The following is a 23,448-nucleotide window of genomic DNA, read 5'->3' as shown; positions in this document are numbered from 1 at the left end:
TCACAAGGGGGAGGGGGATCACGCAGAGCCTGCCGGCAGTGAGGTTTTTTCTTGAAAATATAATACTGGTTTTCTGGGTCTCACCTGAAACGAGGTCAGTCCCCCTCCCCCTTGTGGGGAGGGGTTAGGGGTGGGGGTCCACCGCCTCAAGTTTTTCAACCGTCTGCTCGATCGCTCCGAAAATCGAATGGCCGTTGCCGTCCAGCATCTCGATGCGCACCGTATCGCCGAATTTCAGAAACGGGGTTCTCGCCTCGCCCTCCAGGAGGGTTTCCACGACCCGCTGCTCGGCAATGCAGGAATAGCCCGCGCCGCCCTGGTCCAGCGGTTTTCCGGGGCCGCCGTCGAGCTTATTGGAAACCGTGCCGGAGCCGATGATGGTGCCTGCGGAGAGGCTCCGCGTTCTGGCGGCATGGGCGATCAGCTCGCCGAAATCGAAAGTCATGTCGATGCCGGCATTCGCCCGTCCGAAAGGCGCGCCGTTGAGGTCGACATGCAGCGGCAGATGCAGCTTGCCACCCTTCCAGGCATCGCCGAGTTCATCCGGCGTCACGGCGACCGGTGAGAAGGCGGAGGACGGCTTGGACTGGAAGAAGCCGAACCCCTTGGACAGCTCGGCCGGGATCAGTCCGCGCAGGGAGACGTCATTGACCAGCAGGACAAGCAGGATGGCCTCGCGGGCCTTTGCCGGGCCTGTGCCCATCGGCACGTCGCCGGTGATGACGGCGATCTCGCCCTCCATGTCGATGCCCCAGGCCTCGTTGCGCATCCGGACCGGGTCGCGCGGCGCGAGGAACGTGTCGGACCCGCCCTGATACATCAAGGGATCGGTCCAGAAGCTCTCGGGCATCTTGGCGCCGCGCGCCTTGCGCACCAGTTCAACGTGATTGACATAGGCCGAGCCGTCCGCCCACTGGTAGGCGCGCGGCAGTGGAGAGAGAGCCTCGTGCTCGTGAAAGCGGATTGTCGGCACCGCTTCGTGGGAGAGACTTTCGCAAAGCAGTTTCAGTTTCGGCGCCACCTCGTCCCAGTCGTCCAGCGCGGTCTGCAATGTCGGCGCGATATGGCTCGCATCCGTGCAAAAGGTCAGCCGGTCATTGACCACCACCAGCCTGCCGTCACGGCTGCCGTCCTTGAGCGTTGCCAGTTTCATGATCGCTCTTCGCTCCCTTGCATGCGGCGTTCGACTTCCGCCTGCCCACTGTGCCTCATTTCTCCCAGGTTCCCTCCGGGGTGCCGTCGAATTTTTTCTCCAGCGTGTTCCAGCAGTCAATGTAGTCGTCCTGCAGGGGCGCTTCCTTGGCGGCGAACTCGGTCAGTTGCTGCGGAAACCGGGTTTCGAACATGAAGGACATCGTATTGTCGAGCTTTTCCGCCTTCAGGTCCGCATTGGACGCGCCTTCAAAGGCATTCTTGTCGGGACCGTGCGGCAGCATCATGTTGTGCAGGCTCATGCCGCCGGGCACGAAGCCCTGCGGCTTGGCGTCATACTGTCCGTAGATGTTGCCCATCAGTTCCGACATGATGTTCTTGTGATACCAGGGCGGACGGAAGGTATTTTCCGCAACCATCCAGCGCTCGCGGAAGAGCACGAAGTCGATATTGGCGGTTCCCGGAACGCCGGAGGGGGCGGTCAGCACCGTGAAGATCGACGGATCGGGATGATCGAACAGGACCGCGCCGACCGGGCAGTAGGTGCGAAGGTCATACTTGCAGGGCGCGTAATTGCCGTGCCAGGCGACCACATCCAGCGGCGAGTGGCCGATCTTCGTCTCGTGGAACCGGCCGCACCATTTCACGGTCAGCGTGGACGGCACCTCGCGGTCCTCGAAATGAGCGACCGGGGTCTTGAAGTCGCGGCGGTTTGCCATGCAGTTGGCGCCTATCGGCCCCCTGCCCGGCAGCTCGAATTTCTGGCCGTAGTTTTCGCAGACAAAACCGCGGGCCGGGCCCTCGACCACCTCGACCCTGTAGACCAGTCCGCGCGGCAGAATTGCGATTTCCTTGGGTTCCAGCTCGATAACGCCGAGTTCGGTGCAAAACCGCAGGACACCTTCCTGCGGCACGACCAGAAGCTCGCTGTCGGCGGAGAAGAAATATTCATCCTCCATGGACCTGGTGACCAGATAGATATGGCTGGCCATGCCGACCTGGGTATTCACGTCGCCCGCCGTCGTCATGGTGTGCATGCCGGTGAGCCAGGTCAGGTCCCTGTCCGGATGCGGAACCGGGTCCCAGCGGTACTGGCCGAGCGAAATCACATCTTCGCAGATGTTCGGAGCGGACTTCCAAAAGGGCAGCTCGATCTTTTTGAACCGGCTGGTGTGCCTGACCGACGGGCGGATGCGGTAACACCAGGTGCGCTCGTTCTGGTGGGAAGGCGCGGTGAAGGCGGTGCCGGAAAGCTGTTCGCCATAAAGTCCATAGGCGCATTTCTGCGGGCTGTTCATGCCCTGGGGAAGCGCGCCCGGCAGGGCCTCGGTCTCGAAGTCGTTGCCGAAGCCCGGCATATAGCCGGGATCCGGCGCGATGCGGCCGCTTTTCGCCTGGTCCGGACTGCTGTCCGTTCTCTGGTCCATGATGTCCTCCCGGTCCGGAGAAATAATTAGTTACAGATGTAACTTTTTGCCTTTTGAACGTCAAGGCGGTTCCTGCGTTCCGACCTGCCGCGGACGGATCTTTGATCTAATACATTGATAAATATCATGTTTTTTACTACACCTTCTGTTTAGGAGAGTAACCTGATGTCTTTTTGGGCCCAAGTTTTCTCTGAAAGAGGAATCCGGCTTGCCACAAACGGAACGACCTGCTAAACAATAGAACATAACATGAACATTTGAGGTTTCCGATGCGGCTGGCCGACCCCACCCTCGAACAGTCTTCTGTTGCGCTGTCTTCATCCTCCCCCTCACCGGAGGCGCGGGAGACGGATGTCACGCCGGAAGACGTGCGCACCATGACGCAATACCTGCGCAAGGCGCGCGACCGTGCCATCGACATCCGCGACCGGTCCCCGGCGGGCAGCTATCTTGAAACCGTCCTGACCCGCACGATCGACAGCCTGACACTGGAATTGTCGCAGCTCGACTATCTTTTGACATCCAGGCCGGCGAACGTGGTGATGCACGCTCGGCGGATGCGGCCGGCGATTTAAGCAAAGACATCCTTTGCAATCGGCTCGGAGATTGCCGGCCGGCCTCACCGTCCTTCCGGACAAGTTAGGCGAAGCCGAACGCTGATCCGGATTCCATGGATTCCCCGCGCGCCTGGTAAGCACATTTCGTAAACAATCCGCCACGTCATCTCATCAAAACCTCATCCTGAGGAGGACCGACAGGTCCGTCTCGAAGGATGGGCGGCCTACTCCGGAGCAAGCGGCCCATCCTTCGAGACAGCGCTGACGCGCTTCCTCAGGATGAGCGAGAGTGTGCGTTGAGCATCTTTGCGGGCTCCCGTGTGCCTGCCGTATATCTGTTCCGGCATGGCCGGGCACGCGCGGACATACAGCGGATCAGTTCGCAGCTCGGTTGCTCTTATCCGAGGTGACCGGCAAGGAGAAACTCTTTATGCCGCCGCCTCATCGCCCGGCGCGGTCTGCCAGCCGAGGTCCGTGAGGGTCACGATGCGGTTGCCGCGCAGGTCCGTGGCGCAGACGAGAAAGCCGCGCTCTTCCATATGACTCAGCAGCCAGCGGGCCCGGCCCGGAGAGCGTGTGCCGTAAGCGGTGGCGATTTCCAGATTGCCGGGACAAGCCGTCTTGCCGAGAGCCGCCTTGGCAAGCAGCAGGTAGACGCCGCGCATGTCCTGCGGCAGTTCGGCGGCGATCAGCTCGGCCTGCGCCCAGGCACTGTCATCCATCTCACCCTTTTCGACGCCCGCGCGGGCAACCGAGAGCTTTTCACGGAAGGCCTGAAGATCGGGCGCACCGCCGGGCAGCTTGGCGATCCGGCAACGGACCTGGAAATCCTGATAGAGCGTTGCGATCGGCTGGAAGGCGGCATCCTCCTCGCTGAGGATTTCGGCGATGATGCCGGCGACCTTTTCTTCCCGCTCGCCGAAATCCAGAAGGCTTTCAGCCTGCGGCTCCGCCTCTTCCCCCGCCCGCTGCGCGCTGGAAAGCTGGTCTAGGATCTCGCCCGTCGACATGACGGGCTCGGCGAAACGCTGGCGGACCGGTTGCACCTCGTCCGCCGAAGGGGTGAAGATCAGATCCATCGCATCCTGCTTCGGCTGCTCCGGCAAGGGCATCAGCTTCGGACTGCCGCCCCGGCCCGTCGTCTCGACGGGTCCGATCTTGACCGGCACCGGCCGCCGCGAGAGCGCCGGTCCAAGAGCAATGAAATGACCGCGGTCCAGATTGCGGAAGCTTTCCGCCTGACGGCGCTCCATACCGAGCAGGTCCGCCGCGCGGGCCATGTCGATATCCAGGAAAGTGCGGCCCATCAGGAAGTTCGACGCTTCGGCGGCGACGTTCTTGGCAAGTTTCGCCAGACGCTGCGTGGCGATAATGCCGGCAAGACCGCGTTTGCGGCCACGGCACATCAGGTTGGTCATGGCACCGAGCGAACGCCTCCGGGCTTCCTCGGTCACTTCGCCGGCAGCGGAGGGGGCAAAAAGCTGTGCCTCGTCCACAACCACGACCATCGGATACCACAGGTCCCGGTCGGCATCGAAAAGCCCGTCCAGGAACGTGGCGGCGGCTTTCATCTGCCGGTCGGCGTCGAGCCCTTCCAGATTCAGCACAACCGAGACCCGGTGCTGGCGGACCCTGGCGGCGATCATCTGCAGGTCTTTTTCCGTGCCGACGGCATCGACCACCACATGGCCGAACTTGTCGGCCAGCGAGACGAAATCGCCTTCCGGGTCAATGATCGCCTGTTGCACCCAGTTGGCGGACTGCTCCAGAAGACGCCGCAACAGGTGCGATTTGCCCGAGCCTGAATTGCCCTGAACCAGTAGCCGCGTGGCCAGCAGCTCTTCCAGGTCGAGCCCGGCCCGCGCGCCGCTTGTCAATTCTCCAATGTCAATCTGTACCGTCATGCAACCACTTCTGGCACGACCTTGCGCCGTGCGGAGAAAACTCCGTCATGTGAATTCGTGCAGTGCGGTAGTCAGCATGATTCCTCGCCTCATGCAAAGCTGCGGACACCGCATATCCGGGTTTTCCCGGAAATCCACCGATCTGTCGGCAAAGCCATCCCCTTCTCTCACGGCAAATTCAGAGCTTTTCACTTCATTTCCCGGCCCGGAGCACCATTTCTGAAAAAAGGGCTTTAGAGATGGCTTATAAGTGACCTGCAAAGGGAGAGATACAGAATGAAAATTCATGCGGACCTGACACAGCGCGCCGTCGTCGACAGCACCGGGCTCGACTGGGTGCCTTCCCCCATGGCGGGCGTGGAGCGGCGTATGCTGGAAAGGGACGGCGAAGAGGTCGCCCGCGCGACCAGTCTGGTCCGCTATGCGCCAGGCTCCGCCTTTTCCGCCCATAACCATGATCTCGGCGAGGAGTTTCTGGTTCTCGACGGGGTCTTTTCCGACGAGACAGGCGACTTTCCCAAGGGCATGTATGTGCGCAATCCGCCCGGCTCCCGTCACGTGCCATCCAGCGAACCGGGGGCCGTCATCCTCGTCAAGCTGCGCCAGATGCATCCCGACGACGATACTTTCGTGCGGGTCAATACGCTCGACCCCACCGCGTGGCAAACCGGGCGCGCCGGCGAGCAGATCCTTCCCCTCTTCATTCGCCCGGAGGAGGAGGTGGTCATGCTCGAGTGGGAACCGGGAACCGCTCTCGGCACGCAGACGTTTCCCGGCGGAGCGGAATATTTCGTCGTCGAAGGCAGTTTCGAGGATGAGAACGGCCTTTACGATCAAGGTACCTGGCTGCGCCTGCCGCCCGAAAGCCGTCAGACCGTCAAGACGACACGGGGTGCGCGGGTGTGGAGAAAGTCCGGGCATCTCGGCGATCCGATGGCAGAACGCCAGTATTGAGATTCGCAGACATATGCGGGCCACGCTGGTTTTCCGGTTCCCGGGAGCCGCTGCGGCACCAGGCGAAATCCGGCGAAGCTCCTTCGGCCATTTCACGGCACGAAAAGGCCGCAATCCCCATGCGAGTGACAACCTGCCTAAATTTCCCCGAATTTCATGCTCATTTATGAGTCCGCACCCCAAGCTCTCGAGGAAACATTAATGTCCACGCCCAGGCCCCAGACACTGGCTGAATTGATCGCCGACGGCGCAATTCACGTGATCGGGATCGGCCTTGGCCTGACAGCTACATTCGTCCTTGCGCTGACCCTGCGCGAAAACGGCGACCCTGCGCGACAGATCACCGTGATGATCTACGCAGCGTGCCTGATGACGATGCTGATTTGCTCGGCGCTCTACAACATGCTTGCGAAAGATCACAAGACCGGTCTCCTCAGGCGTCTTGACCACGCCGCCATCTTCCTGATGATCGCCGGCACCTACACGCCGCTCGCGGCCATCATCATCGGCGGCTGGACGGGAGGAATTATTCTGGCCATCGTCTGGACGGGCGCCCTGACGGGTGCGATCGTGAGACTGGCCCATCTGACCGGCCTCGACCGTCTGACCGTACCGATTTATCTGGCGCTCGGCTGGGTGGTCGTGTTCGCGATCGAGCCATTGATCGAACGCGCCTCGACATTCGGATTTTACATGATCCTCGCGGGCGGCCTTCTCTACACGGTCGGCACCATGTTCTACGCCTGGAAGCGCCTGCCCTTCCAGAACGCGATCTGGCACGCGTTCGTGCTTGCCGCCGCGATCTGTCACTTCGGAGCGGTCTTTCACGACGTCGCGCTGGCGCTCTGAGAGCCTGCGCTTATTGAAGTTATCGGGTTTTTCCGACGTTCGGCCGGTTGAACCGGCCCGCCGATGAACGCACGTATGCGTTCATCCAGCTCATGATCCTCGCGTTCCGAAAGTCTCGTCACCGAGACCACCGTTCCGATCGAGGGATGTATCAGCTCAACGCATGTCGACGGCAATGGAACGCGACGCATGCGTTTTAAGCGGCGGCGTCCGGATCCTTCGCGAGAACGATAACCTTTGTCCGCAGGGGCACCCTGCTGAACAGGTCGATCACATCCTGCTGCCACATGCGGATACAGCCGGAAGAAACGCTCTTGCCGATGGAAGACGGCTGATTGGTGCCATGGATGCGGTAGAGCGTATCGGTCGCTCCCTGCCACAGATCCATTGCGCGGGCGCCGAGCGGATTTTTCAGGCCCGCCGGATAACCCTTTTCCCAGTAGCGCTCCAGCGAGGGCTTGCGGGCGATCATTTCCCGTGGAGGGCGCCAGATCGGATGTTCCCGCTTGACGCGGATCAGCGCATCGCCGGACCAGGCAAAGCCGGCCTTGCCGACTCCGATGCCGTAGCGCAGGGCCTTCTTGTTGCCGAGCGTCCAGTAAAGAAAATTATTGTAGGGATCGACGATGATCGTGCCGGGCCTCTCGCGGGTCTTGTACTCGACCACCTGCCGCAAGTATTGCCGGTCGAAGCTTTTGTAGTTGATCGCCGGCCAGGTATAGTCGCCGTCGGGCAGCGCCGCGTAGGCGACTGCGTAGTCGAACTCCTCATCGGGCAGCTCAGCCTGATCCGGCAGCCCCGGATACGTCTGGCAGCCTGCAAGGGGAGCCGCAGCCAGGATCAGTCCGCCGGCCAGAAACATGCGGCGGTCCAGATGACGGCCTTTCTGTGCGGGCGCTTGTTCGAACGGCGTTTTTTGGCGCTTCATGGAACCTCCGGAATTTCCGGCTCTTTCTTGCGGCAGCTTTTCAACAGTTGCAAGTCACATTCAGCCGAAGTGCCTTACATTCTTTTCAGGATCACCTAGATTAGGGTGTGAACTCATAGATGAAGATGAAATGGCATCGGAAATGGCGAAACACCGTTAGGAAGCGTGCGCGGAGCGGGCTTTCTGCCTAGTCAAGCACGCTGACGATACGGTGTGAAGCCATTTCCGATGCCATTTCATCTTCATCTATGAGTTCACACCCCAGGCCACGGCACGCGTCCGGCGACAGTCAGTTATTTCAAGGAAAATTTGTGCAAAACGAGACGATCAAATCCCCTTTTCCCGTGTTCGACGGCCACAACGATACGCTTCTCAAGCTGGAAATCGAGGCCATCAAGGGGACCGAACGCAGCTTTTTCGACCGGTCGGACATGGGCCATCTGGATCTGGTGCGGGCACAGGAGGCCGGCTTCGCCGGCGGTCTGTTCGCCATGTTCGTTCCCTCCAATCCGCAGCAGGATTTCTCCCGGCCTTTCAATCCCAAGGATGCGGTCAATTTCCAGGCGGTTCCGCAGAAACTGGCCTTCGACTTCACCATGAGGCTTCTGGAGCGCGCGGAACGGATCGCAGCGGACTCCGACGGCGCCGTCGTGATCTGCCGGACACCGGAGGAAAACAGATCGGCCATCGAACGGGAGAAACTAGCCGTCAGCCTTCACATTGAAGGCGCGGAGGCCATCGATACGCAATTCTATGCGCTGGAAGAACTTCACAAGCGCGGCCTGCGTTCGCTCGGTCTTGTGTGGAGCCGGGAGAATGCGTTCGGATACGGCGTTCCGATGGCGCATCCCGCTTCCCCGGACATCGGCCCGGGCCTGACCGGAGCCGGACGGGATCTCGTTCGGGCCTGCAACAGGCTCGGCATATTGCTCGACCTGTCCCACCTCAATGAAAAGGGCTTCTGGGATGTGGCGCGCATCACCGAGCGCCCGATCGTCGCCAGCCATTCCAACGTTCATTCGATCTGCCCCAACAGCCGCAACCTGACGGACAAGCAGCTTGATGCGATCAAGGAAAGCGGCGGGCTTGTCGGCATCAATTTCCATGTGGCATTCCTGCGGCCGGACGGAGGTTTCTCACGCGACACGTCCCTGGACGTTCTCGCCGATCACGCCGCTTATCTCCTCGACCGGATGGGAGAGGATTGCGTGGCGCTCGGATCGGATTTCGACGGTAGCATGGTGCCCAGCGACCTTGGCGACGTAACCGGTCTCGCGCGCCTCATGGAAGTGCTTGACGCAAGAGGGTTCAGTTCCCAGGTGCTGGAAAAAATCGCATCCAAAAACTGGATCGCGGCCCTGGAAAAGGCGGTTGCGTAACAGGCTGTTCGCGCAGGGCGAGCTCGACGCCGGAGATCCCCGACGGGACTTTCGCCCTGTCCCGTACTCTTTGAACCTCACGGACGTGTGCTCATACCAACCTGGGGCCAAACCTGGGGCCAAACCTGGGGCCAAACCTGGGGCCCAACCTGAGGCCCAACCTGAGGCCCAACCTGAGGCCCAACCTGAGGCCTTGGCGCCCATGCGTTGTTGCTTTTCCGGCAAATCTGTTTCCACGCTCGCAAACTTGTTACTAAAAGTTTCGAATAAACAATTGCTTTTGGTTGAACGCCACGAAACAATGCATTCATTGTAATTTCCAGCAGCCACCGGACTATCAGAATCCGGCTTGGTCACTGAACTGTGCTTTCGTGTGAGTAACCGTTTTCGGCGGAGAAAAGACACAGACAGGGACTAAAGACAGGGCAAGTAACTGGATTAGAGTGGCACGCCCCAATGACCGCGTCTTCCCCTTGAGGGAAGGACGGATGATAACGAATACCAGTCTGCGGCCGGCGCTATGGTTCTCCGGCTGCAGATTTGTCGGGTCTTGCCGCTCAAAATGATGTTATCGGGGGCACAGGCGTGAACATACATTCCTCTGCGAACAAGCATTTGCAGACCGGTCTGAAAACCGACGCCAAGCGGCCACGCAAATCGGACGCAGTCTATCAGGACCTCAAGCGCAAGATCCTGACCGGTGAAATGACCTCACACAGTCCGATCACGGAGCAGTCGCTCGCCCAGGACTATAGCTGCTCCCAGAGCACGATCCGCGAAGCCCTGATGCAGCTTCAGCAATATGGTCTGGTCATCCGGCGCGGTTACCAGGGAACCTATGTCACGGACCCGAGCCTGCTCGAGGCACGGCTCCTTTTAAAGCTGCGCATCGACATTGAAGCCACAGGCGTTGCCGAGGCGGTCAAACGTGTGACGCCGGGCCAGGTGGCCGAACTTCGCAATCTCGACCGTCAATTCGAGGAGTGCAGGCTCCGCCGGGACGTCTTCGGCGGCGCGGAACTGGACCGGTGCCTGCATCTTAAGCTTTTCCGGATCGCCCAGATGCCGATCCTGGAACCCATGCTCGTCAGGACCACAATGATCCTGCAGCGTGTCATGCTGTCGACACCCCGGCCGGAAGCTGCCTGGAAACAGCCTTCTGTAACGCGACATCGCGCCATTTTCGACGCGCTGGAAGCGCAGGATGTCCATCAGACGATCGATGCGCTCAAGGCCCACATCCTGTCGAGCGCCATTCTGCTCGCACCCCACTTCTATGGAACGGACCTCGTTCTTCTGCGGGATGAATATGACAACGCTTTCGTCCGGACCACCGGTCTGTCCGGGCACTGATTGCTTTCACGCTGCAAGGGGTCAGGCCTCTGTCAGGCGGTTTCCATCATCTGCTGCTGCGTGAGCATGGCCGCGCCGATCAACTCCCTGGTGTAATCGCTTTTCGGCGCCTCGAAAATCGCATCCACGGTGCCCGCTTCAACGACCTTGCCGCGCTGCATGACCATCACCGTATCGGCGATGGCCCGCACGACCGCGAGGTCATGGCTGATGAAGAGATAAGTCAGGCCGTACGCCTTCTGCAACTCCCTGAGCAGCTCCACGACCTGTTTCTGGATCGTGCGGTCCAGTGCCGAGGTCGGCTCGTCCAGCACAACCAGCTCCGGTTTGAGCACCATGGTGCGGGCGATGGCGATCCGCTGGCGCTGCCCACCCGAGAACTCATGCGGATAGCGGTTGCGCATCGCCGGGTCGAGAGCCACTTCCTCCAGCGCCTGGCACGCCCGCGCATCGCGGTCCCTGGCCGTCAGGGCCGGTTCATGAACCAGCAGCCCTTCCGATATGACCTGTCCGACGGTCATGCGCGGGCTGAGGGACCCGAAAGGATCCTGGAAGATGAGCTGCATGTCCTTGCGCAATACCCGCATGGCCGCCCGGTCCAGGCCTGAAATCTGCCGCCCCTTGAAGACAACCCGTCCGCCCGCCGGAAGCAGATTGAGAACCGCCCGGCCGAGCGTCGACTTGCCGGACCCGCTTTCGCCGACAATGCCAAGTGTCTGGCCCTTGCGCAGAGAGAAGCTGATATCGTCGACCGCCCGCAAAATGTGCTTCGGCTGCAGGAACCCGGTATCGAACTCGAATTCCACCTTGACCTTCTGCGCTTCCAGAAGAACGGGCGTGCTGTCGGGAACCGGCAGCTTGTGGCCCGTCGGTTCGGCATCCAGTAGCATCCTGGTATAGGGATGCGCGGGCCTGGTGAATATCGCCGCCGTCTCGCCGCTTTCGACCACCTCCCCGGTTTTCATCACATAGACCCGGTCGGCGATGCGCCGGACGATGCCAAGGTCATGGGTGATGAAGATGACCGACATGCCGAGCCGCTTTTGAAGATCGGCCAGGAGATCGAGAATCTGGGCCTGCGTGGTCACGTCAAGCGCCGTTGTCGGCTCATCGGCGATCAGCACATCCGGATCGTTGGCCAGCGCCATCGCGATCATCACACGCTGACGCTGACCGCCCGACATCTCGTAGGGATAGGACTTTATCTTGCGCTCCGGCTCGGGAATGTTCACGAGCTTCAGAAGATCCAGGGCCTTCGCCCGGGCGGCTTTCCACGAAAGCCCGCCATGCACCACGAGCGGTTCGGCCAGTTGCCGGCCGATCGTATAGAGCGGGTCGAGAGAGGTCATCGGCTCCTGAAAGATCATGGTGATCTTCCTGCCGCGCACCGCATTGAGCTTGCTCACCGGCAGCCCGAGAATATTGCGGTCTTCATAAATGACTTCGCCGCCGGTGTGCCCGTTGGAAGCCAGCAGCCCCATCGCCGCCATCATGGCCTGGCTCTTGCCGGAACCGCTTTCACCGACAATCGCGACCGTTTCGCCCGCATTCACGTGAATGTCGACGCCCCGGACCGCGTTCACCGTCCCCGTCGCGGTTTCGAAATCGACGGTCAGATTGCTGATGGCGAGGACCGGTTTTTTGCTTTGCGTGCTCATGTTCCGCTCCTTACCGGTCTTTTGGATCCAGCGCATCGCGCAGCCCGTCGCCGATGAAGTTCAGCGCGAACAGTGTCGATGTCAGGAAGATGGAGGGGAAGATCAGCATCCAGGAGGCGCCTTGCAGGTTGCGCGCGCCTTCGGAAATCAGAACGCCCCAGCTTGTCATCGGCTCCTGAATGCCCAGCCCCAGGAAGGACAGGAAGCTCTCCAGAAGAATGACCTTCGGCACCAGCAGGGTCATGTAGACCACCACAGGACCGAGGGTGTTCGGAATGATGTGCCGGCGCACGATGCCACGGTCGGAAACCCCCATGGCTTCCGCCGCCTGAACATATTCCTGGCGCTTGATGGAGAGCGTCTGGCCGCGCACGATGCGCGCCATGTCGAGCCACTCCACCGCGCCGACCGCAATGAACATCAGGATGAAGTTGCGGCCAAAGAACACCACCAGCATGATCACGAAGAAAATGAAGGGCAGCGAATAGAGGATATCGACGACCCGCATCATCATCTGATCGATCCGGCCGCCGAGGTAGCCCGAGGTTGCGCCATAGAGCACGCCGATAGCGATCGCGACGACCGTCGCCAGCAGCCCGATGGTCAGCGACACGCGGCCGGCGATGAAAGTCCGGGTCATCATGTCCCGGCCATTGGCGTCGGTGCCGAAATAAAAATGCATGAAGTTGATGCCGGCGCTCAGCGTCGCGGATTTGCCGTCCGCGGACAGGCCGGTCAGTTCGGCATCGCGGAAGAGGTCGCTGCGGTCGATATAGCGCACGGAGCGCGGGTCGATCTCGCGGCTGGAGCTGACTTGCGCGATCACCTTGTTGCCCTCGCGCTCATAGCTTTCCACGTTCACGCGGGCCCGGCGGGCGGCGGACAGGAAGCCCGGCTCGACCTGGTCGGCGCGCGGATAGGCTTCAAGGCTTGCCGGCACCTTGACGTAGTCGCGGTAGACGGTGTCGAAGTTGTGCGGCGACAGGATCGGTCCGAAGACGGAAACGAGAGCGATGAATGCCAGCACGATCAGGCTGGCGACCGCGGCGCGGTTCGCCAGCAGCCTGTCGCGGGCATCGTCCCACAGGGAGCGTCCCTTTGCAGGCGCTTCAGTGTTTGTCACGGTCAGGGTCACGGGTCGGGCTCCTCCTCAATCGTAGCGCACACGCGGATCGAGCAGCGCATAAAGCAGATCCACGATGAGGTTGAACAGGATGACGAAACAGGCGACGACCACGACGGTCCCCATCACCAGCGTATAGTCGCGGTTGAGGGCGCCTTGCACGAAGTAGCGGCCGATGCCCGGAATGCCGAAAATGGTCTCGATCACCACGGAGCCCGTCAGGAGAGCCGCGGCCGCGGGGCCAAGATAGGAGACCACGGGCAGGATCGCGCCCCTGAGCGCATGCACCACAACGACCATGAAGCCTGTCAGGCCGTAGGCCCTGGCGGTGCGCACGTGGTTGGAGCGCAGAGCCTCGATCATCGAGCCGCGCGTCAGACGCGCGACCACGGCGATCTGCGGCAGCGCCAGTGTGACGACAGGCAGGATGACGTTGACGAACTTGCCGCCGTCCCATCCGCCGACCGGCAGCCAGCCGAGCCAGACGCCGAGGATCAGGGTGAGGATCGGTGCAACGACGAAATTCGGAACGGTCACGCCGAGGGTCGCCGCCGCCATGACCGTGTAATCGGCCGTCTTGTTCTGGCGCAGCGCGGCGAAGACGCCCATCGTTCCACCGGCGACCAGCGCCAGGCAAAGGGCCGACAGTCCCAGCTGGATCGAGATCGGCAGGCTTTGCGCGAACAGTTCGTTGATGGTGAAGTCGCGGAAATAGAAACTCGGGCCGAAATCCAGCTGCGCGACGCTCTTCAGATAGAGCAGGTACTGGTTCCAGAGCGGTTCATTGAGATGGTAGATCTTGTTCAGGTTCTCCATCACCTTGGCCTCAAGAGGCCGTTCCAGATCGAAGGGACCGCCCGGGGCGATACGGATCAGGAAGAAGGAGATGGTTACAATCAGAAAGATGGTCGGAATTGCGCCAAGCAATCGACCGAGCACATAGCGGTGCATAGGCTTTGCCCCTGTCGTTCAACGGCGGTCTTGCAACGCCGCCTTGCCAGAACCGGCAGGTCCAGGGTACGGCCCCTAGCCCGCCGGTCCGGTGGTGTCAGGTCATTCGGAGATAGTCAGCCAACGGCTCGGGTGGATGTTGAGGAGGTTGTCCTCAAATCCGGCGACCTTGTCTGAGACAAGGTTCATGGAGCCGTAGTACATCATCGGAATGAAGGGCAGGTCCCGCATGAAGATCTCTTCGGCCTTCTTCAGGATGTCGGCGCGTTTTTCCAGATCGACCGTCACGGCGGCCTCATCCATCAGCGCGTCATATTCCGGATTGTTGTAGCGGGCGTAGTTGAAGCCGTCATTGTCGCTTTCGACCATGAACAGGAAGTTCTGCGGATCGGAATAATCGCCGATCCAGCCTGCACGGGCGACATCGAAATCCTGACGGTCGCGCAGCATGGCGTAGTGCGTTTTCGTGTCGGTATTGATCAGCGAGACATCGACACCCAGCGGCTTCCACATGTCGGCAATGGCAACGGCCGTGTTCTTGTGGTTTTCGGAGGTGTTGTAGTTGATCGTCAGCTTGAAGGGATGGTCCGGACCGTAACCGGCCTTCTCAAGCAGCTCGAGCGCCTTTTCCTCGCGGTCGATCTGGGACATGTCCTTGTAGTCGGCGAAGGCAGGATCGCCGTAGTTGCCGATCCCCGGCGGCACGAAGGAATAGCCGGCGACCATGGTCGAGCCCCAGATTTCGTCGGCCAGGAATTCCCTGTCGATGGACATGGACAGGGCCTGACGGACGTCCGGATTGCTCAGCGCCTCGTCTTCATGGTTCAAGGCGTAGTAGTAGGTGCCCAGATACGGTGCGACACGGAACTGCTCGCCCAGGTTTTCACGCATGAAGGCGACCTGCTCGGTCGGCGCATCGTTGTTGGTGTGCAGTTCGCCCGCCTGGAAGCGGCGCAGCGCCGCGCCGCGATCCTCGGTCGGATGGAAATAGACCGTATCGATCTTCACATTATCGGCGTCGTGGTAATAGGGGTTCTTGACCGCCTTCACATGCGCGTTCGGCACGAACTCGGTCAGGGTGAACGGCCCGTTTGTGACGATGTTTTCCGCCTTGACGAAGTCGGACCCGAATTTCTCAACGGAAGCCGGGTGCACCGGCAGGCCGGTCTGGTGGCCGAGCAGATCGATGAAATAAGGTGTCGGCGACGCGAGCGTGATTTCCAGAGTGTGATCGTCGAGTGCCTTGACGCCCAGATCTTCCGGCTTCATTTCGCCCTTGTTGACGGCTTCGGCATTGAGGATCGGGTACAGCACATTGGCGTATTTGGCGCCTGTTTCCGGTGCCATGATGCGATGCAGGGAATACTCGAAATCGCCCGCGACCACCGGGTCGCCGTTGGACCATTTGGCATCGTCACGCAACGTGAAGGTGTAGACCTTGCCGTCGTCGGAGACGGCCCAGTCGCTGGCGACGCCGGGAACGATCTTGCCGGCGGCGCTATAGGCGACGAGACCCTCGTAAAGGTCACGCAGGATATGCGCCTCATAGACCGTGGAGGTCTTGTGCTGGTCCAGGGTTTCCGGATCGGCGGTGTTGCCGCGGTGGTAGACCACCTCCGCGGTCGCGGTAAGCGTGGTGGCGGCCATCAGAACGGCCGCAAGCGCGGTGACGCGCATGGATTTGGACATATCGCTCTCCCCTCGAGGGTTATTGTTGACATCCAGAAACGACGGGTCAGAAGATTTCACGCTCTTTACGTGTAATCAAGCGTTCCCCAACGACACATTCCGTTCACGTCTTTAAAAAGGCGATGTTATTGCCGATTTCTCGGATTTGCGAGAATAATTTTCCCAGACTTTGCCCTGCATCCCGTTTTCTTTCCGAGATTGCAGGGAATTTTATTTCAATTTTAACGGCAAAATCGATATTTTCCGCTATAGGCCAGATACGTCCCGGTGTTGGGATTGAAGGATTTGAACTTGCGCGCGCAATAAGCCGTCCAGGCGGGTGTGAACGGAGCCAGGCCGGTCTTGGAATAGGGAACACGCCTGGGCTGCCCTCCCTGATACCCTCTGTGACGGGGTGGATTGACATAGACGCGGGACCGGTAGGGATAGGCGCGCGAGTCATAGGGGTGATAATAATAGGGCGCGCCGTAAGGCCGGTAGGGCGGGCCGTAGAAACCGACCGGCCCGTTGAAGTAGGCCCCGCGAAACCCTCGGGTTCCGATGCCGACGCTGAAGCCGTTGCCGCTGAAGTAGATGCCGTCGGCGCGGGCCTGCCCCGGAGATGTCAGGACAGTGGCGCCGACCGATACGGCGCACAGCAGCGCGACGGCCGCGAAGGATTTCAATATCCGGAACAGGGTCGCTGCTCCGGCCGGGCGCAGTTCCTTGACTGCGGCCGTTTCGATCCGTTTCATCTGATCAGGCATGGTGCTTCCTCCTGACAGCCGGGGCTTGCCCTTAGACTGCGCTGTGGTGATCGGCCCCTGTCCACGTCGCAAGATCATAACCGAATAATTTGCGAAAATCTCGACGGCCCCGATCAAAAAAACAGGCGCTCCTCACCAACACGCTTGCGCGGCTCCGGTCCGGCCAGTAAACCGGGCGCCGATCCGAACCGCTGTCCAAGCCACCAACAAGGCACTCATGGCCCCGCCCCTTCTCATCCTGCGCGACATTCACCTGACCTTCGGCGGCACGCCGCTCCTGACCGGGGCGGAGCTTTCCGTCTCCGAGGGCGATCGCCTGGGCCTGGTGGGCCGCAACGGCTCCGGCAAATCGACGCTTTTGAAAATCGCCGCCGGCATGGTGGAGATGGATAGCGGCGAGCGCTTCCTTCAGCCGGGCCGCACCCTGCGCTATCTGCCGCAGGATCCGGACCTTTCCGCCTATGCGACCACTCTCGACTATGTCAACGAGGGCCTGACGGAAGGCGACGACCCCTACCGGGGCGCCTATCTGCTGGACGTGCTCGGCCTGACAGGCCAGGAAGACCCGAATTCACTGTCGGGTGGCGAAGCGCGCCGCGCGGCGCTCGCCCGCTGCCTTGCGCCGGAACCGGATATCCTGCTGCTCGACGAGCCGACCAACCATCTGGACCTGCCGGCCATCGAATGGCTGGAAGAAGAGCTGAAGAGCATGAAATCCGCCCTGGTGCTGATTTCCCACGACCGGCGTTTCCTGGAAAACCTGTCGCGGGCCACGGTCTGGATCGACAGGGGAACGTGCCGGCGCATGGACAAGGGGTTCGCCCATTTCGAGACCTGGCGCGACGAAGTCTTCGAGCAGGAAGAGATCGACCAGCAGAAGCTCGCCCAGAAGATCAAGCGCGAAGAACACTGGATGACCTACGGCGTGACCGCGCGCCGCAAACGCAACATGCGCCGGGTGCGCGAACTGGCGGACCTGCGCAAACAGAAGCGCGAGCATCGCGGCCCGCAAGGCACCGCCAAACTCAGCGCCACGGAGGCCGAAGTCTCCGGCAAGCTGGTGATCGAGGCCAAGGGAATTTCCAAGACCTATGGCGCGCGCGAGATCGTCAAGGATTTTTCCACCCGCATCCAGCGCGGTGACCGGGTCGGCTTCGTCGGCCCGAACGGCGCGGGCAAGACCACGCTGTTGAAAATGCTGACCGGGGAGCTTGCCCCGGACACCGGGTCCGTGCGGCTAGGCACCAACCTGGAGATGGTCACGCTCGACCAGAAGCGCGAGAATCTCGACCTCAACGACACTCTCGCTTCCGTTCTGACCGGTGGGCGCGGCGACACCGTCGTCATCGGCGATGAAACCAAACACGTGATGTCCTACATGAAGGACTTCCTGTTTTCGCCGGAACAGGCGCGCACCCCGGTCAGCGCGCTGTCCGGTGGCGAGCGCGCCCGCGCCATGCTCGCCCGGGCGCTCGCCAACACCTCCAACCTGATGGTGCTCGACGAACCGACCAACGATCTCGACCTGGAGACCCTCGACCTCCTGCAGGAACTGCTGGCCGATTATCCCGGCACCGCGCTGATCGTCTCGCACGACCGCGACTTCCTCGACCGGGTGGCGACATCCGTCATCGTCTCCGAAGACGACGGCCTGTGGCGCGAATACGCCGGCGGCTATACCGACATGCTCGCCCAGCGCGGCGAAGGCGTCACCGCCCGCAAGATCGACAAGGCCGCGGGCCCGGCAAAGAAGGAAAAGCCCGCGAATTCAAGTGCTTCGGCGCAAAAACCACAGCAGAAATCCAAACTCAGCTTCACGCAGCAGCATCTTTTGAAGACTTTGCCCGGCCAGATCGAAAAAATTGAAGCAAAGCTTGAAGCCCTTCGCGCCGACATGAACGACCCGCAGCTTTACGTGAAGCACCCTGATAAATTTGCCAGGCTTTCGCAGCAAATCACTGATTTGACGACAGAAAAGGATTCCGCCGAAGAGCAGTGGCTGGAGCTGGAAATGCTGAACGAGGCGTGACAGTCAAACACCAGGCACGCCTCTCTTCACATTCTGATTCAACTGCCAACACTGCCGCGAGCCGCTGAAAAAGCCTCTCAACGGAGTCATCCCGGACCTGATCCGGGATCCATTGGCCTATCCGCCTTGGAACAACTTTCGGTTATGTCTTCCCGGTCCGCCCGCCCGCATTCGCGTTACCGATGCTCTGGATAATGAGTGGATCCCGGGTCAGGCCCGGGATGACCTCGGAGGGTGAGGTGAGCTCATGAGCGGGAAATCTTTGCTATCCTCCGAACCCGCGACGCTCGGAGCCGGCCTCAAACGCATCGGCGGATAAAAAGCGACGGGCACGAGCCCTCCGCTTCTCTTTCTGATTCAACTGCGAGCTCCAACTCAGTGTTCAACCACAGCCATTCTATCAGGTCATCCCGGGCTTGACCCGGGATCCATTGGCCTATCCGCGCGTGCACGACCTTGCTGCCGATCCTTCTGTAAGCCGCACACTCGTGCTCAAGCCCACCGGCTCGGAGGACGGGACTACACCGTGGGTGGGGCGGCGCTTGTGCCAAGAAGGCTAAGGTCGTCGGGTGCAGGAGGCTGCCTTGCACTCTGAACGCTGTTCCCGCCCGCAGCAGGTGTCCAGCCGGAACCACCGTCCCCGCCCTCGCGTTCTCCTTGAGAGACACGAAGGAGACTGCCATGCACAAGACAAGCATTTTGAAGATCGACCAGGTGACCCATGACGTGAAGCGGTTCCGGATCGCGGAGCCGGAGGATTTTGCGTTCAATGTCGGCGATGCGACGGAAATCGCGCTGGACGAGGATGGCTGGCGGGACGAAACGCGGCCGTTCACGATGACCTCCCTGCCGGAGGAAAAGTCGCTTGAGTTCACCATCAAGGGCTATCCGGAACGTGACGGCGTCACCGAGAAGCTGCACAGGCTCAAGGAAGGCGACACGGTGCTGATCGCCGATCCCTTCGAGACATTCCGCTACGAGGAACCGGGTGTGTTTATCGCCGGCGGCGCGGGCATCACGCCTTTCATGGCGATCTTCCGCCACCTCGACAAGACGGGCAAGCTGGCCGGCAATCAGCTGATTTTCGCCAACAAGTCCACCGCCGACATCATCTACAAGGAGGAGCTGGAAGCGATGGACGGCCTGAAGGTCGATCATATTCTGTCAGACAAGGACACCGCCGGCACCCACCATGGCGAGATCGACGCGGATCTTCTGAAGGACCTGGTGCCGGACCTCGACAAGCGCTTCTACCTGTGCGGCCCGCCGCCAATGATGAAGGCTCTGGAAGAGGTGCTGGAGGAACTCGGTGTTAAGGCGGACTCGGTCGATTTCAGCGATTGAGTTCCAAAGAAACTCCACACTGCCGACAACCTCTCAAGTCATTCCGGGCAGCGTGACGCGAAGCGTGATCCGGAATCCAGTGGCCAGCGAGGACGCATGCGAGCACTACCCGCCAAATCGTGACCTGGTCAGATGTAACGTGCGCCTGCGGCGCAGAATATGTCTGGATTCCGGATCGGCGCTCGACTTACGTCTCACTGGTCCGGAATGACGAAACCGGGTTTGGCGGTTTCCAACCGAGGTAGCAGTTTGCCGACGCCCCACCAGCGCGTCGTCCCGGACGCAGCGTAGCGAAGATCCGGGACCGGTGAGCCCGGGTCCATCGATAGAATAGTGCCGCTACGGCAAGGGCACGTAGCTCACCGGTCCCGGCTCGCGCTGTGCTTGACCGGGATGACGACGGCGGGGGTATGGCTTAGTCATATGCGGAGAAACCCGCCCGTCCGTCATGCGGCCGGCGTCCGCCCGCTACAGATACGGCGCCGCCCCGGTCTTGAACCGGGGCCTTTGGAGATGGAATCTCGGGAAAAGGTCCCGGATCAAGTCCGGGACGGCATGGAGGTATCGGGGATTTCTCCGCGCAGGTCCTTGTAGAATACAGTTGTCGCGTCGAGATGACCGTGGCTGTTGAAGGCGTAGTCGGGGATGACGCCGACCTTGTGGTAGCCGCAAGCGGGGTAAAGCTTTTCCGCCCGGTCGCCGGTGACCGTGTCGAGCACCAGCAGCCAGCGCCCCTGCGCGCGGGCAAGGGTGTCAATCGCGGTCATGAGGTTGCGGGCGAGGCCTTTTCTGCGGTGGCGGGGATGGACCATCAGCTTGGCGACTTCCGCCCGGTGGCGGCCGTTGTCCTGACCGGCCAGCATCAGCATGACGACACCGGCGATCTCCTCCCCTTCCTTCGCGGCCATCAGAAAAGCCTCGCCGCTTTCCAGAAGCGGCAGGCGGCTTTGCCAGAAGGCCACGGCCTTTTCCTGCGGCAAGGGAAGGATGAAGCCGATGCCCGCCCCGTCCTCCACACAGACCCTCAGGAGGCTTCCGAGCTGCGGCAGCGCGGCGCGGGCCTCTTCGGGAGTCAGCAGGCAGACGGGAGGATCGGGACGGAATTCGGCCTGGGTCGCGGGCGCGGAAGGTTTCATGGGGTAATCACCGTCAGGATATAGCGCGCCGGCGCATCGCCGGAGGCGTGATAGCTGTTGGGGGCATTGAGGCGAAAGCGGAGTGCGTCGCCGGCGGCAAGGTCATAGATATCCGGGCCGAGGGTGAAGCGCAGACTGCCTTCAAGAAGCACGAGGTGGTGTTCAAGATCTGGAATGGGCGGCGCGGCATAGGCGACCGTCGCGCCCACCGGCAGACAGCCCTCGATGACCGAGCCCCTGTAACCGCTGGCGGCCGGCGTCAGCGCCCGGCGCTGAAATCCGCTCTCCGGATCTTTCCAGACAGGTTGCGACGCTTTGGGAATGTGACGTTCGGCCGATCCGGACGCCGCGCCGAAGAGCTCGGCCATGGACAGGCCGAAGGCGCCGGCGAGCCTGCCGAGCACGTTTGCCGTCGGACTGGTGTCGCCGCGTTCGATCCGCGACAGCGTTGCCCGGCTGATGCCGGTTTTCTCCGCCAGCTCTTCCAGCGGCCAGCCCCGCACCCGGCGCAGCTCCGTCAGCCGGCGGGCAAGATCCTGTTCCAGGTTCGCCATATAATTTCCCATATCAGAGAATTATCTCATATACGGGAATCGCCATGTTGCCAAGATTTGTTTTTGATGTGAAACGCAGCCGCCTGCCGCGTCGCTACAGGCTTGTCGCACTGATGTCCGGTTTGGATATTGTTGTTGTTTGAAAACCTGCGGCTTGCACCCCCTCTCCCCCCTTGAGGGGGAGATGTCTCCGTCAGGAGACAGAGGGGGGTACAAATGTCTCGGAACAGTTCGGCATTTCCGAAATTCGCAGCGCCGCGTCACCCCCCTCTGTCAGCAAAGCTGACATCTCCCCCTCAAGGGGGGAGAGGGGTGGAAGACGAGGTTCTGCCTTAAACATCAAACGCCGAGAAGGGCAGATTTTCTTTGCTTTTCTGCCCCTAACAGCATTCCGACAAGGCTGTTCCGGACACAAGGGATGACGAGATCAGCCCCGTTAGATCTTCGAGAACACCGCGCTGGCGTTGACGCCGCCGAAGCCGAAGCCGTTGGTGAGGACGTGGGAGACATCGCGGGCGATGGCCTTGCCGAGGATCATCTCGAAGCGCGCCATTGCCTCGTCCGGGTTCTCCAGGTTGCGCGAGGGCGGCAGCAGGCCGCTTGTCAGCGCCTTGACGCAGGCAATCGCCTCGACCGCGCCGGCGGCGCCGAGCAGATGGCCGAACATGGATTTGGACGAGGAAACGGCCAGATCCTTGCCGCGCTCCGCGAACACCGTCGTCAGGGCCGCGATTTCGGCGGCGTCCCCCACCGGTGTCGAGGTGGAATGGGCGTTGACATAGCCGATATCGGCCGGAGAGAGGCCGGATGTCGCGAGTGCCTGGCGTATGGCACGCAGGCCGCCCTCCCCGTCCGCAGGCGAGGCGGTGACGTGATAGGCGTCGGCGCTGGTGCCGTAGCCGGCCAGCTCCGCCAGAATGGTCGCGCCGCGGGCCCTGGCGTGTTCGAGTTCTTCCAGAACGAGAATTCCGGCGCCCTCGCCCATGATGAAGCCGTCGCGGTCCTGATCGAAGGGCCGCGAGGCATGGGCCGGATCGTCATTGCGTTTGGAGGACATCGCCTTGGCGGCGCAGAACCCTGCATAGGAAACCTTGTCGATGCAGGCTTCCGCCCCGCCGGCCACCATGACTTCGGCTTCGCCCGCGCGGATGATCCGGGCGGCGTCGCCAAGGGCCTGCAGGCTGGCGGCGCAGGCGGTCACCGGCGCGCCGAGCGGGCCCTTGAGGCCGTGACGGATAGAGACCTGGCCGGCTGCCAGATTGGCGAGAAAAGACGGCACGAGGAACGGTGAGGCCCGGCGCGGGCCCTTTTCGTCCACAAGGCGCGTTCCGGCGGTCATGGCCGGAAATCCACCGACACCGGTTCCGATGATGGTGCCCGTGCGTTCCTTTTCCCGGTCGGTTTTCGGGGCCCAGCCGGCGTTTTCCAGCGCTTCCTGCGCCGCGCCCATGGCGAGGTGAATGAAACGGTCGGAGCGGCGCTGTTCGCGCGGGTCCATCACCGCGTCGACATCGAAGCCGTGTTCGTCTTCCGCCCTGGACGGCACTTCGCCCGCGATCCGGCAGGCGAGCTCACCGGCGTCGAAACGGGTGATCGCACGAATGCCGTTGGCCCCCTCGGTGACCCTGTGCCAGAAGGCGTCCACACCGGTCCCGACCGGTGAAACGATCCCCATTCCCGTCACTACTACACGCCGCATTTTCAACCTCATCAAG

General features: G+C 61.4%; 19 protein-coding genes. 7 read left to right on the top strand and 12 right to left on the bottom strand.

Annotated features, from left to right (window positions below):
• Positions 1–124 precede the first annotated feature (124 nt).
• Together CLV41_RS10150 and hmgA are read right to left on the bottom strand one after the other, a co-directional pair.
• Positions 125–1,153 (bottom strand): fumarylacetoacetate hydrolase family protein, encoded by a 1,029-nt coding sequence (locus tag CLV41_RS10150; RefSeq protein WP_103222207.1) that lies wholly within the window; start codon positions 1,151–1,153, stop codon positions 125–127.
• A gap of 55 nt (positions 1,154–1,208) precedes the next feature.
• Entirely contained in the window at positions 1,209–2,579 is a 1,371-nt protein-coding gene (gene hmgA / locus CLV41_RS10145) for a homogentisate 1,2-dioxygenase (protein WP_103222206.1), read from the bottom strand.
• 269 nt (positions 2,580–2,848) lie between these two features.
• Between hmgA and CLV41_RS10140 the strand changes: the two genes are divergently transcribed.
• A complete protein-coding gene (locus CLV41_RS10140) occupies positions 2,849–3,154 on the top strand; it encodes a hypothetical protein (RefSeq protein ID WP_103222205.1) in 306 nt (101 codons plus the stop codon).
• A gap of 410 nt (positions 3,155–3,564) precedes the next feature.
• Here CLV41_RS10140 and CLV41_RS10135 read toward each other — a convergent pair whose 3' ends face one another.
• On the bottom strand, positions 3,565–5,040 hold the full coding sequence (locus CLV41_RS10135; RefSeq protein ID WP_103222204.1) for an ATP-binding protein: 1,476 nt from the start codon (positions 5,038–5,040) through the stop codon (positions 3,565–3,567).
• Between the two features lie 276 nt (positions 5,041–5,316).
• Between CLV41_RS10135 and CLV41_RS10130 the strand changes: the two genes are divergently transcribed.
• Positions 5,317–5,994 carry a cupin domain-containing protein gene (locus tag CLV41_RS10130; protein WP_103222203.1) on the top strand — a complete coding sequence of 226 codons (678 nt, stop codon included), beginning with the start codon at positions 5,317–5,319 and terminating at the stop codon, positions 5,992–5,994.
• A 201-nt stretch (positions 5,995–6,195) separates the two neighbouring features.
• The gene (trhA, locus tag CLV41_RS10125) at positions 6,196–6,843 is read left to right on the top strand and encodes a PAQR family membrane homeostasis protein TrhA (protein WP_103222202.1); all 648 of its coding nucleotides are present in this window, start codon (positions 6,196–6,198) and stop codon (positions 6,841–6,843) included.
• A gap of 196 nt (positions 6,844–7,039) precedes the next feature.
• Here the strand turns inward: trhA and CLV41_RS10120 are convergent, their stop codons facing one another.
• Positions 7,040–7,771: a L,D-transpeptidase gene (locus tag CLV41_RS10120; protein ID WP_103222201.1), complete on the bottom strand. Its 732-nt coding sequence runs from the start codon at positions 7,769–7,771 to the stop codon at positions 7,040–7,042.
• A 311-nt stretch (positions 7,772–8,082) separates the two neighbouring features.
• Here CLV41_RS10120 and CLV41_RS10115 point away from each other — a divergent pair, with 311 nt between their 5' ends.
• Together CLV41_RS10115 and CLV41_RS10105 are read left to right on the top strand one after the other, a co-directional pair.
• Complete coding sequence (locus CLV41_RS10115; protein WP_235867103.1) at positions 8,083–9,150, top strand: dipeptidase; 1,068 nt, start codon at positions 8,083–8,085, stop codon at positions 9,148–9,150.
• 585 nt (positions 9,151–9,735) lie between these two features.
• Positions 9,736–10,503: a GntR family transcriptional regulator gene (locus CLV41_RS10105; RefSeq protein WP_146048546.1), complete on the top strand. Its 768-nt coding sequence runs from the start codon at positions 9,736–9,738 to the stop codon at positions 10,501–10,503.
• Positions 10,504–10,535: 32 nt separating this feature from the next.
• Here the strand turns inward: CLV41_RS10105 and CLV41_RS10100 are convergent, their stop codons facing one another.
• The 5 genes from CLV41_RS10100 to CLV41_RS10080 all read right to left on the bottom strand — a co-directional run bounded on the left by CLV41_RS10100 (position 10,536) and on the right by CLV41_RS10080 (position 16,670).
• Positions 10,536–12,161: an ABC transporter ATP-binding protein gene (locus CLV41_RS10100; RefSeq protein WP_208987419.1), complete on the bottom strand. Its 1,626-nt coding sequence runs from the start codon at positions 12,159–12,161 to the stop codon at positions 10,536–10,538.
• A gap of 10 nt (positions 12,162–12,171) precedes the next feature.
• Positions 12,172–13,290, bottom strand: coding sequence for an ABC transporter permease subunit (locus tag CLV41_RS10095; protein ID WP_103222367.1), 1,119 nt, complete (start codon positions 13,288–13,290; stop codon positions 12,172–12,174).
• A 21-nt stretch (positions 13,291–13,311) separates the two neighbouring features.
• On the bottom strand, positions 13,312–14,235 hold the full coding sequence (oppB, locus tag CLV41_RS10090; protein ID WP_103222196.1) for an oligopeptide ABC transporter permease OppB: 924 nt from the start codon (positions 14,233–14,235) through the stop codon (positions 13,312–13,314).
• Between the two features lie 102 nt (positions 14,236–14,337).
• Positions 14,338–15,924: a peptide ABC transporter substrate-binding protein gene (locus tag CLV41_RS10085; RefSeq protein WP_103222195.1), complete on the bottom strand. Its 1,587-nt coding sequence runs from the start codon at positions 15,922–15,924 to the stop codon at positions 14,338–14,340.
• Positions 15,925–16,145: 221 nt separating this feature from the next.
• The gene (locus CLV41_RS10080; RefSeq protein WP_208987418.1) at positions 16,146–16,670 is read right to left on the bottom strand and encodes a BA14K family protein; all 525 of its coding nucleotides are present in this window, start codon (positions 16,668–16,670) and stop codon (positions 16,146–16,148) included.
• Positions 16,671–16,887: 217 nt separating this feature from the next.
• Between CLV41_RS10080 and CLV41_RS10075 the strand changes: the two genes are divergently transcribed.
• Entirely contained in the window at positions 16,888–18,699 is a 1,812-nt protein-coding gene (locus tag CLV41_RS10075) for an ABC-F family ATP-binding cassette domain-containing protein (RefSeq protein WP_103222194.1), read from the top strand.
• 681 nt (positions 18,700–19,380) lie between these two features.
• Complete coding sequence (locus CLV41_RS10065) at positions 19,381–20,043, top strand: FAD-binding oxidoreductase (RefSeq protein WP_103222192.1); 663 nt, start codon at positions 19,381–19,383, stop codon at positions 20,041–20,043.
• Between the two features lie 539 nt (positions 20,044–20,582).
• Here CLV41_RS10065 and CLV41_RS10060 read toward each other — a convergent pair.
• From CLV41_RS10060 to fabF, 3 genes are all read right to left on the bottom strand, one after another.
• Positions 20,583–21,179 (bottom strand): GNAT family N-acetyltransferase, encoded by a 597-nt coding sequence (locus CLV41_RS10060; protein WP_103222191.1) that lies wholly within the window; start codon positions 21,177–21,179, stop codon positions 20,583–20,585.
• Positions 21,176–21,733 (bottom strand): helix-turn-helix domain-containing protein, encoded by a 558-nt coding sequence (locus CLV41_RS10055; protein WP_103222365.1) that lies wholly within the window; start codon positions 21,731–21,733, stop codon positions 21,176–21,178. The genes CLV41_RS10060 and CLV41_RS10055 overlap by 4 nt, the downstream gene beginning before the upstream one ends.
• Before the next feature lie 436 nt (positions 21,734–22,169).
• Positions 22,170–23,432, bottom strand: a complete 1,263-nt coding sequence (fabF, locus tag CLV41_RS10050) for a beta-ketoacyl-ACP synthase II (protein ID WP_103222190.1) — start codon at positions 23,430–23,432, stop codon at positions 22,170–22,172.
• Positions 23,433–23,448 lie beyond the last annotated feature (16 nt).

It is taken from the genome of Roseibium marinum, from assembly GCF_002906165.1.
In the GTDB taxonomy this organism is placed as follows: Bacteria; Pseudomonadota; Alphaproteobacteria; order Rhizobiales; family Stappiaceae; genus Roseibium; species Roseibium marinum.
The sequence above is the reverse complement of the archived record's forward strand: the minus strand, read 5'-3'. Positions and strand labels throughout refer to the sequence as shown.

Excerpts from the sequence above, each read along its gene's own strand:
- CLV41_RS10150 (WP_103222207.1), bottom strand. The coding sequence starts at position 1,153 with ATGAAACTGGCAACGCTCAAGGACGGCAGCCGTGACGGCAGGCTGGTG.
- hmgA (WP_103222206.1), bottom strand. The coding sequence starts at position 2,579 with ATGGACCAGAGAACGGACAGCAGTCCGGACCAGGCGAAAAGCGGCCGC.
- CLV41_RS10140 (WP_103222205.1), top strand. The coding sequence starts at position 2,849 with ATGCGGCTGGCCGACCCCACCCTCGAACAGTCTTCTGTTGCGCTGTCT.
- CLV41_RS10135 (WP_103222204.1), bottom strand. The coding sequence starts at position 5,040 with ATGACGGTACAGATTGACATTGGAGAATTGACAAGCGGCGCGCGGGCC.
- CLV41_RS10130 (WP_103222203.1), top strand. The coding sequence starts at position 5,317 with ATGAAAATTCATGCGGACCTGACACAGCGCGCCGTCGTCGACAGCACC.
- trhA (WP_103222202.1), top strand. The coding sequence starts at position 6,196 with ATGTCCACGCCCAGGCCCCAGACACTGGCTGAATTGATCGCCGACGGC.
- CLV41_RS10120 (WP_103222201.1), bottom strand. The coding sequence starts at position 7,771 with ATGAAGCGCCAAAAAACGCCGTTCGAACAAGCGCCCGCACAGAAAGGC.
- CLV41_RS10100 (WP_208987419.1), bottom strand. The coding sequence starts at position 12,161 with ATGAGCACGCAAAGCAAAAAACCGGTCCTCGCCATCAGCAATCTGACC.
- oppB (WP_103222196.1), bottom strand. The coding sequence starts at position 14,235 with ATGCACCGCTATGTGCTCGGTCGATTGCTTGGCGCAATTCCGACCATC.
- CLV41_RS10085 (WP_103222195.1), bottom strand. The coding sequence starts at position 15,924 with ATGTCCAAATCCATGCGCGTCACCGCGCTTGCGGCCGTTCTGATGGCC.
- CLV41_RS10080 (WP_208987418.1), bottom strand. The coding sequence starts at position 16,670 with ATGCCTGATCAGATGAAACGGATCGAAACGGCCGCAGTCAAGGAACTG.
- CLV41_RS10075 (WP_103222194.1), top strand. The coding sequence starts at position 16,888 with ATGGCCCCGCCCCTTCTCATCCTGCGCGACATTCACCTGACCTTCGGC.
- CLV41_RS10065 (WP_103222192.1), top strand. The coding sequence starts at position 19,381 with ATGCACAAGACAAGCATTTTGAAGATCGACCAGGTGACCCATGACGTG.
- CLV41_RS10060 (WP_103222191.1), bottom strand. The coding sequence starts at position 21,179 with ATGAAACCTTCCGCGCCCGCGACCCAGGCCGAATTCCGTCCCGATCCT.
- CLV41_RS10055 (WP_103222365.1), bottom strand. The coding sequence starts at position 21,733 with ATGGCGAACCTGGAACAGGATCTTGCCCGCCGGCTGACGGAGCTGCGC.
- fabF (WP_103222190.1), bottom strand. The coding sequence starts at position 23,432 with ATGCGGCGTGTAGTAGTGACGGGAATGGGGATCGTTTCACCGGTCGGG.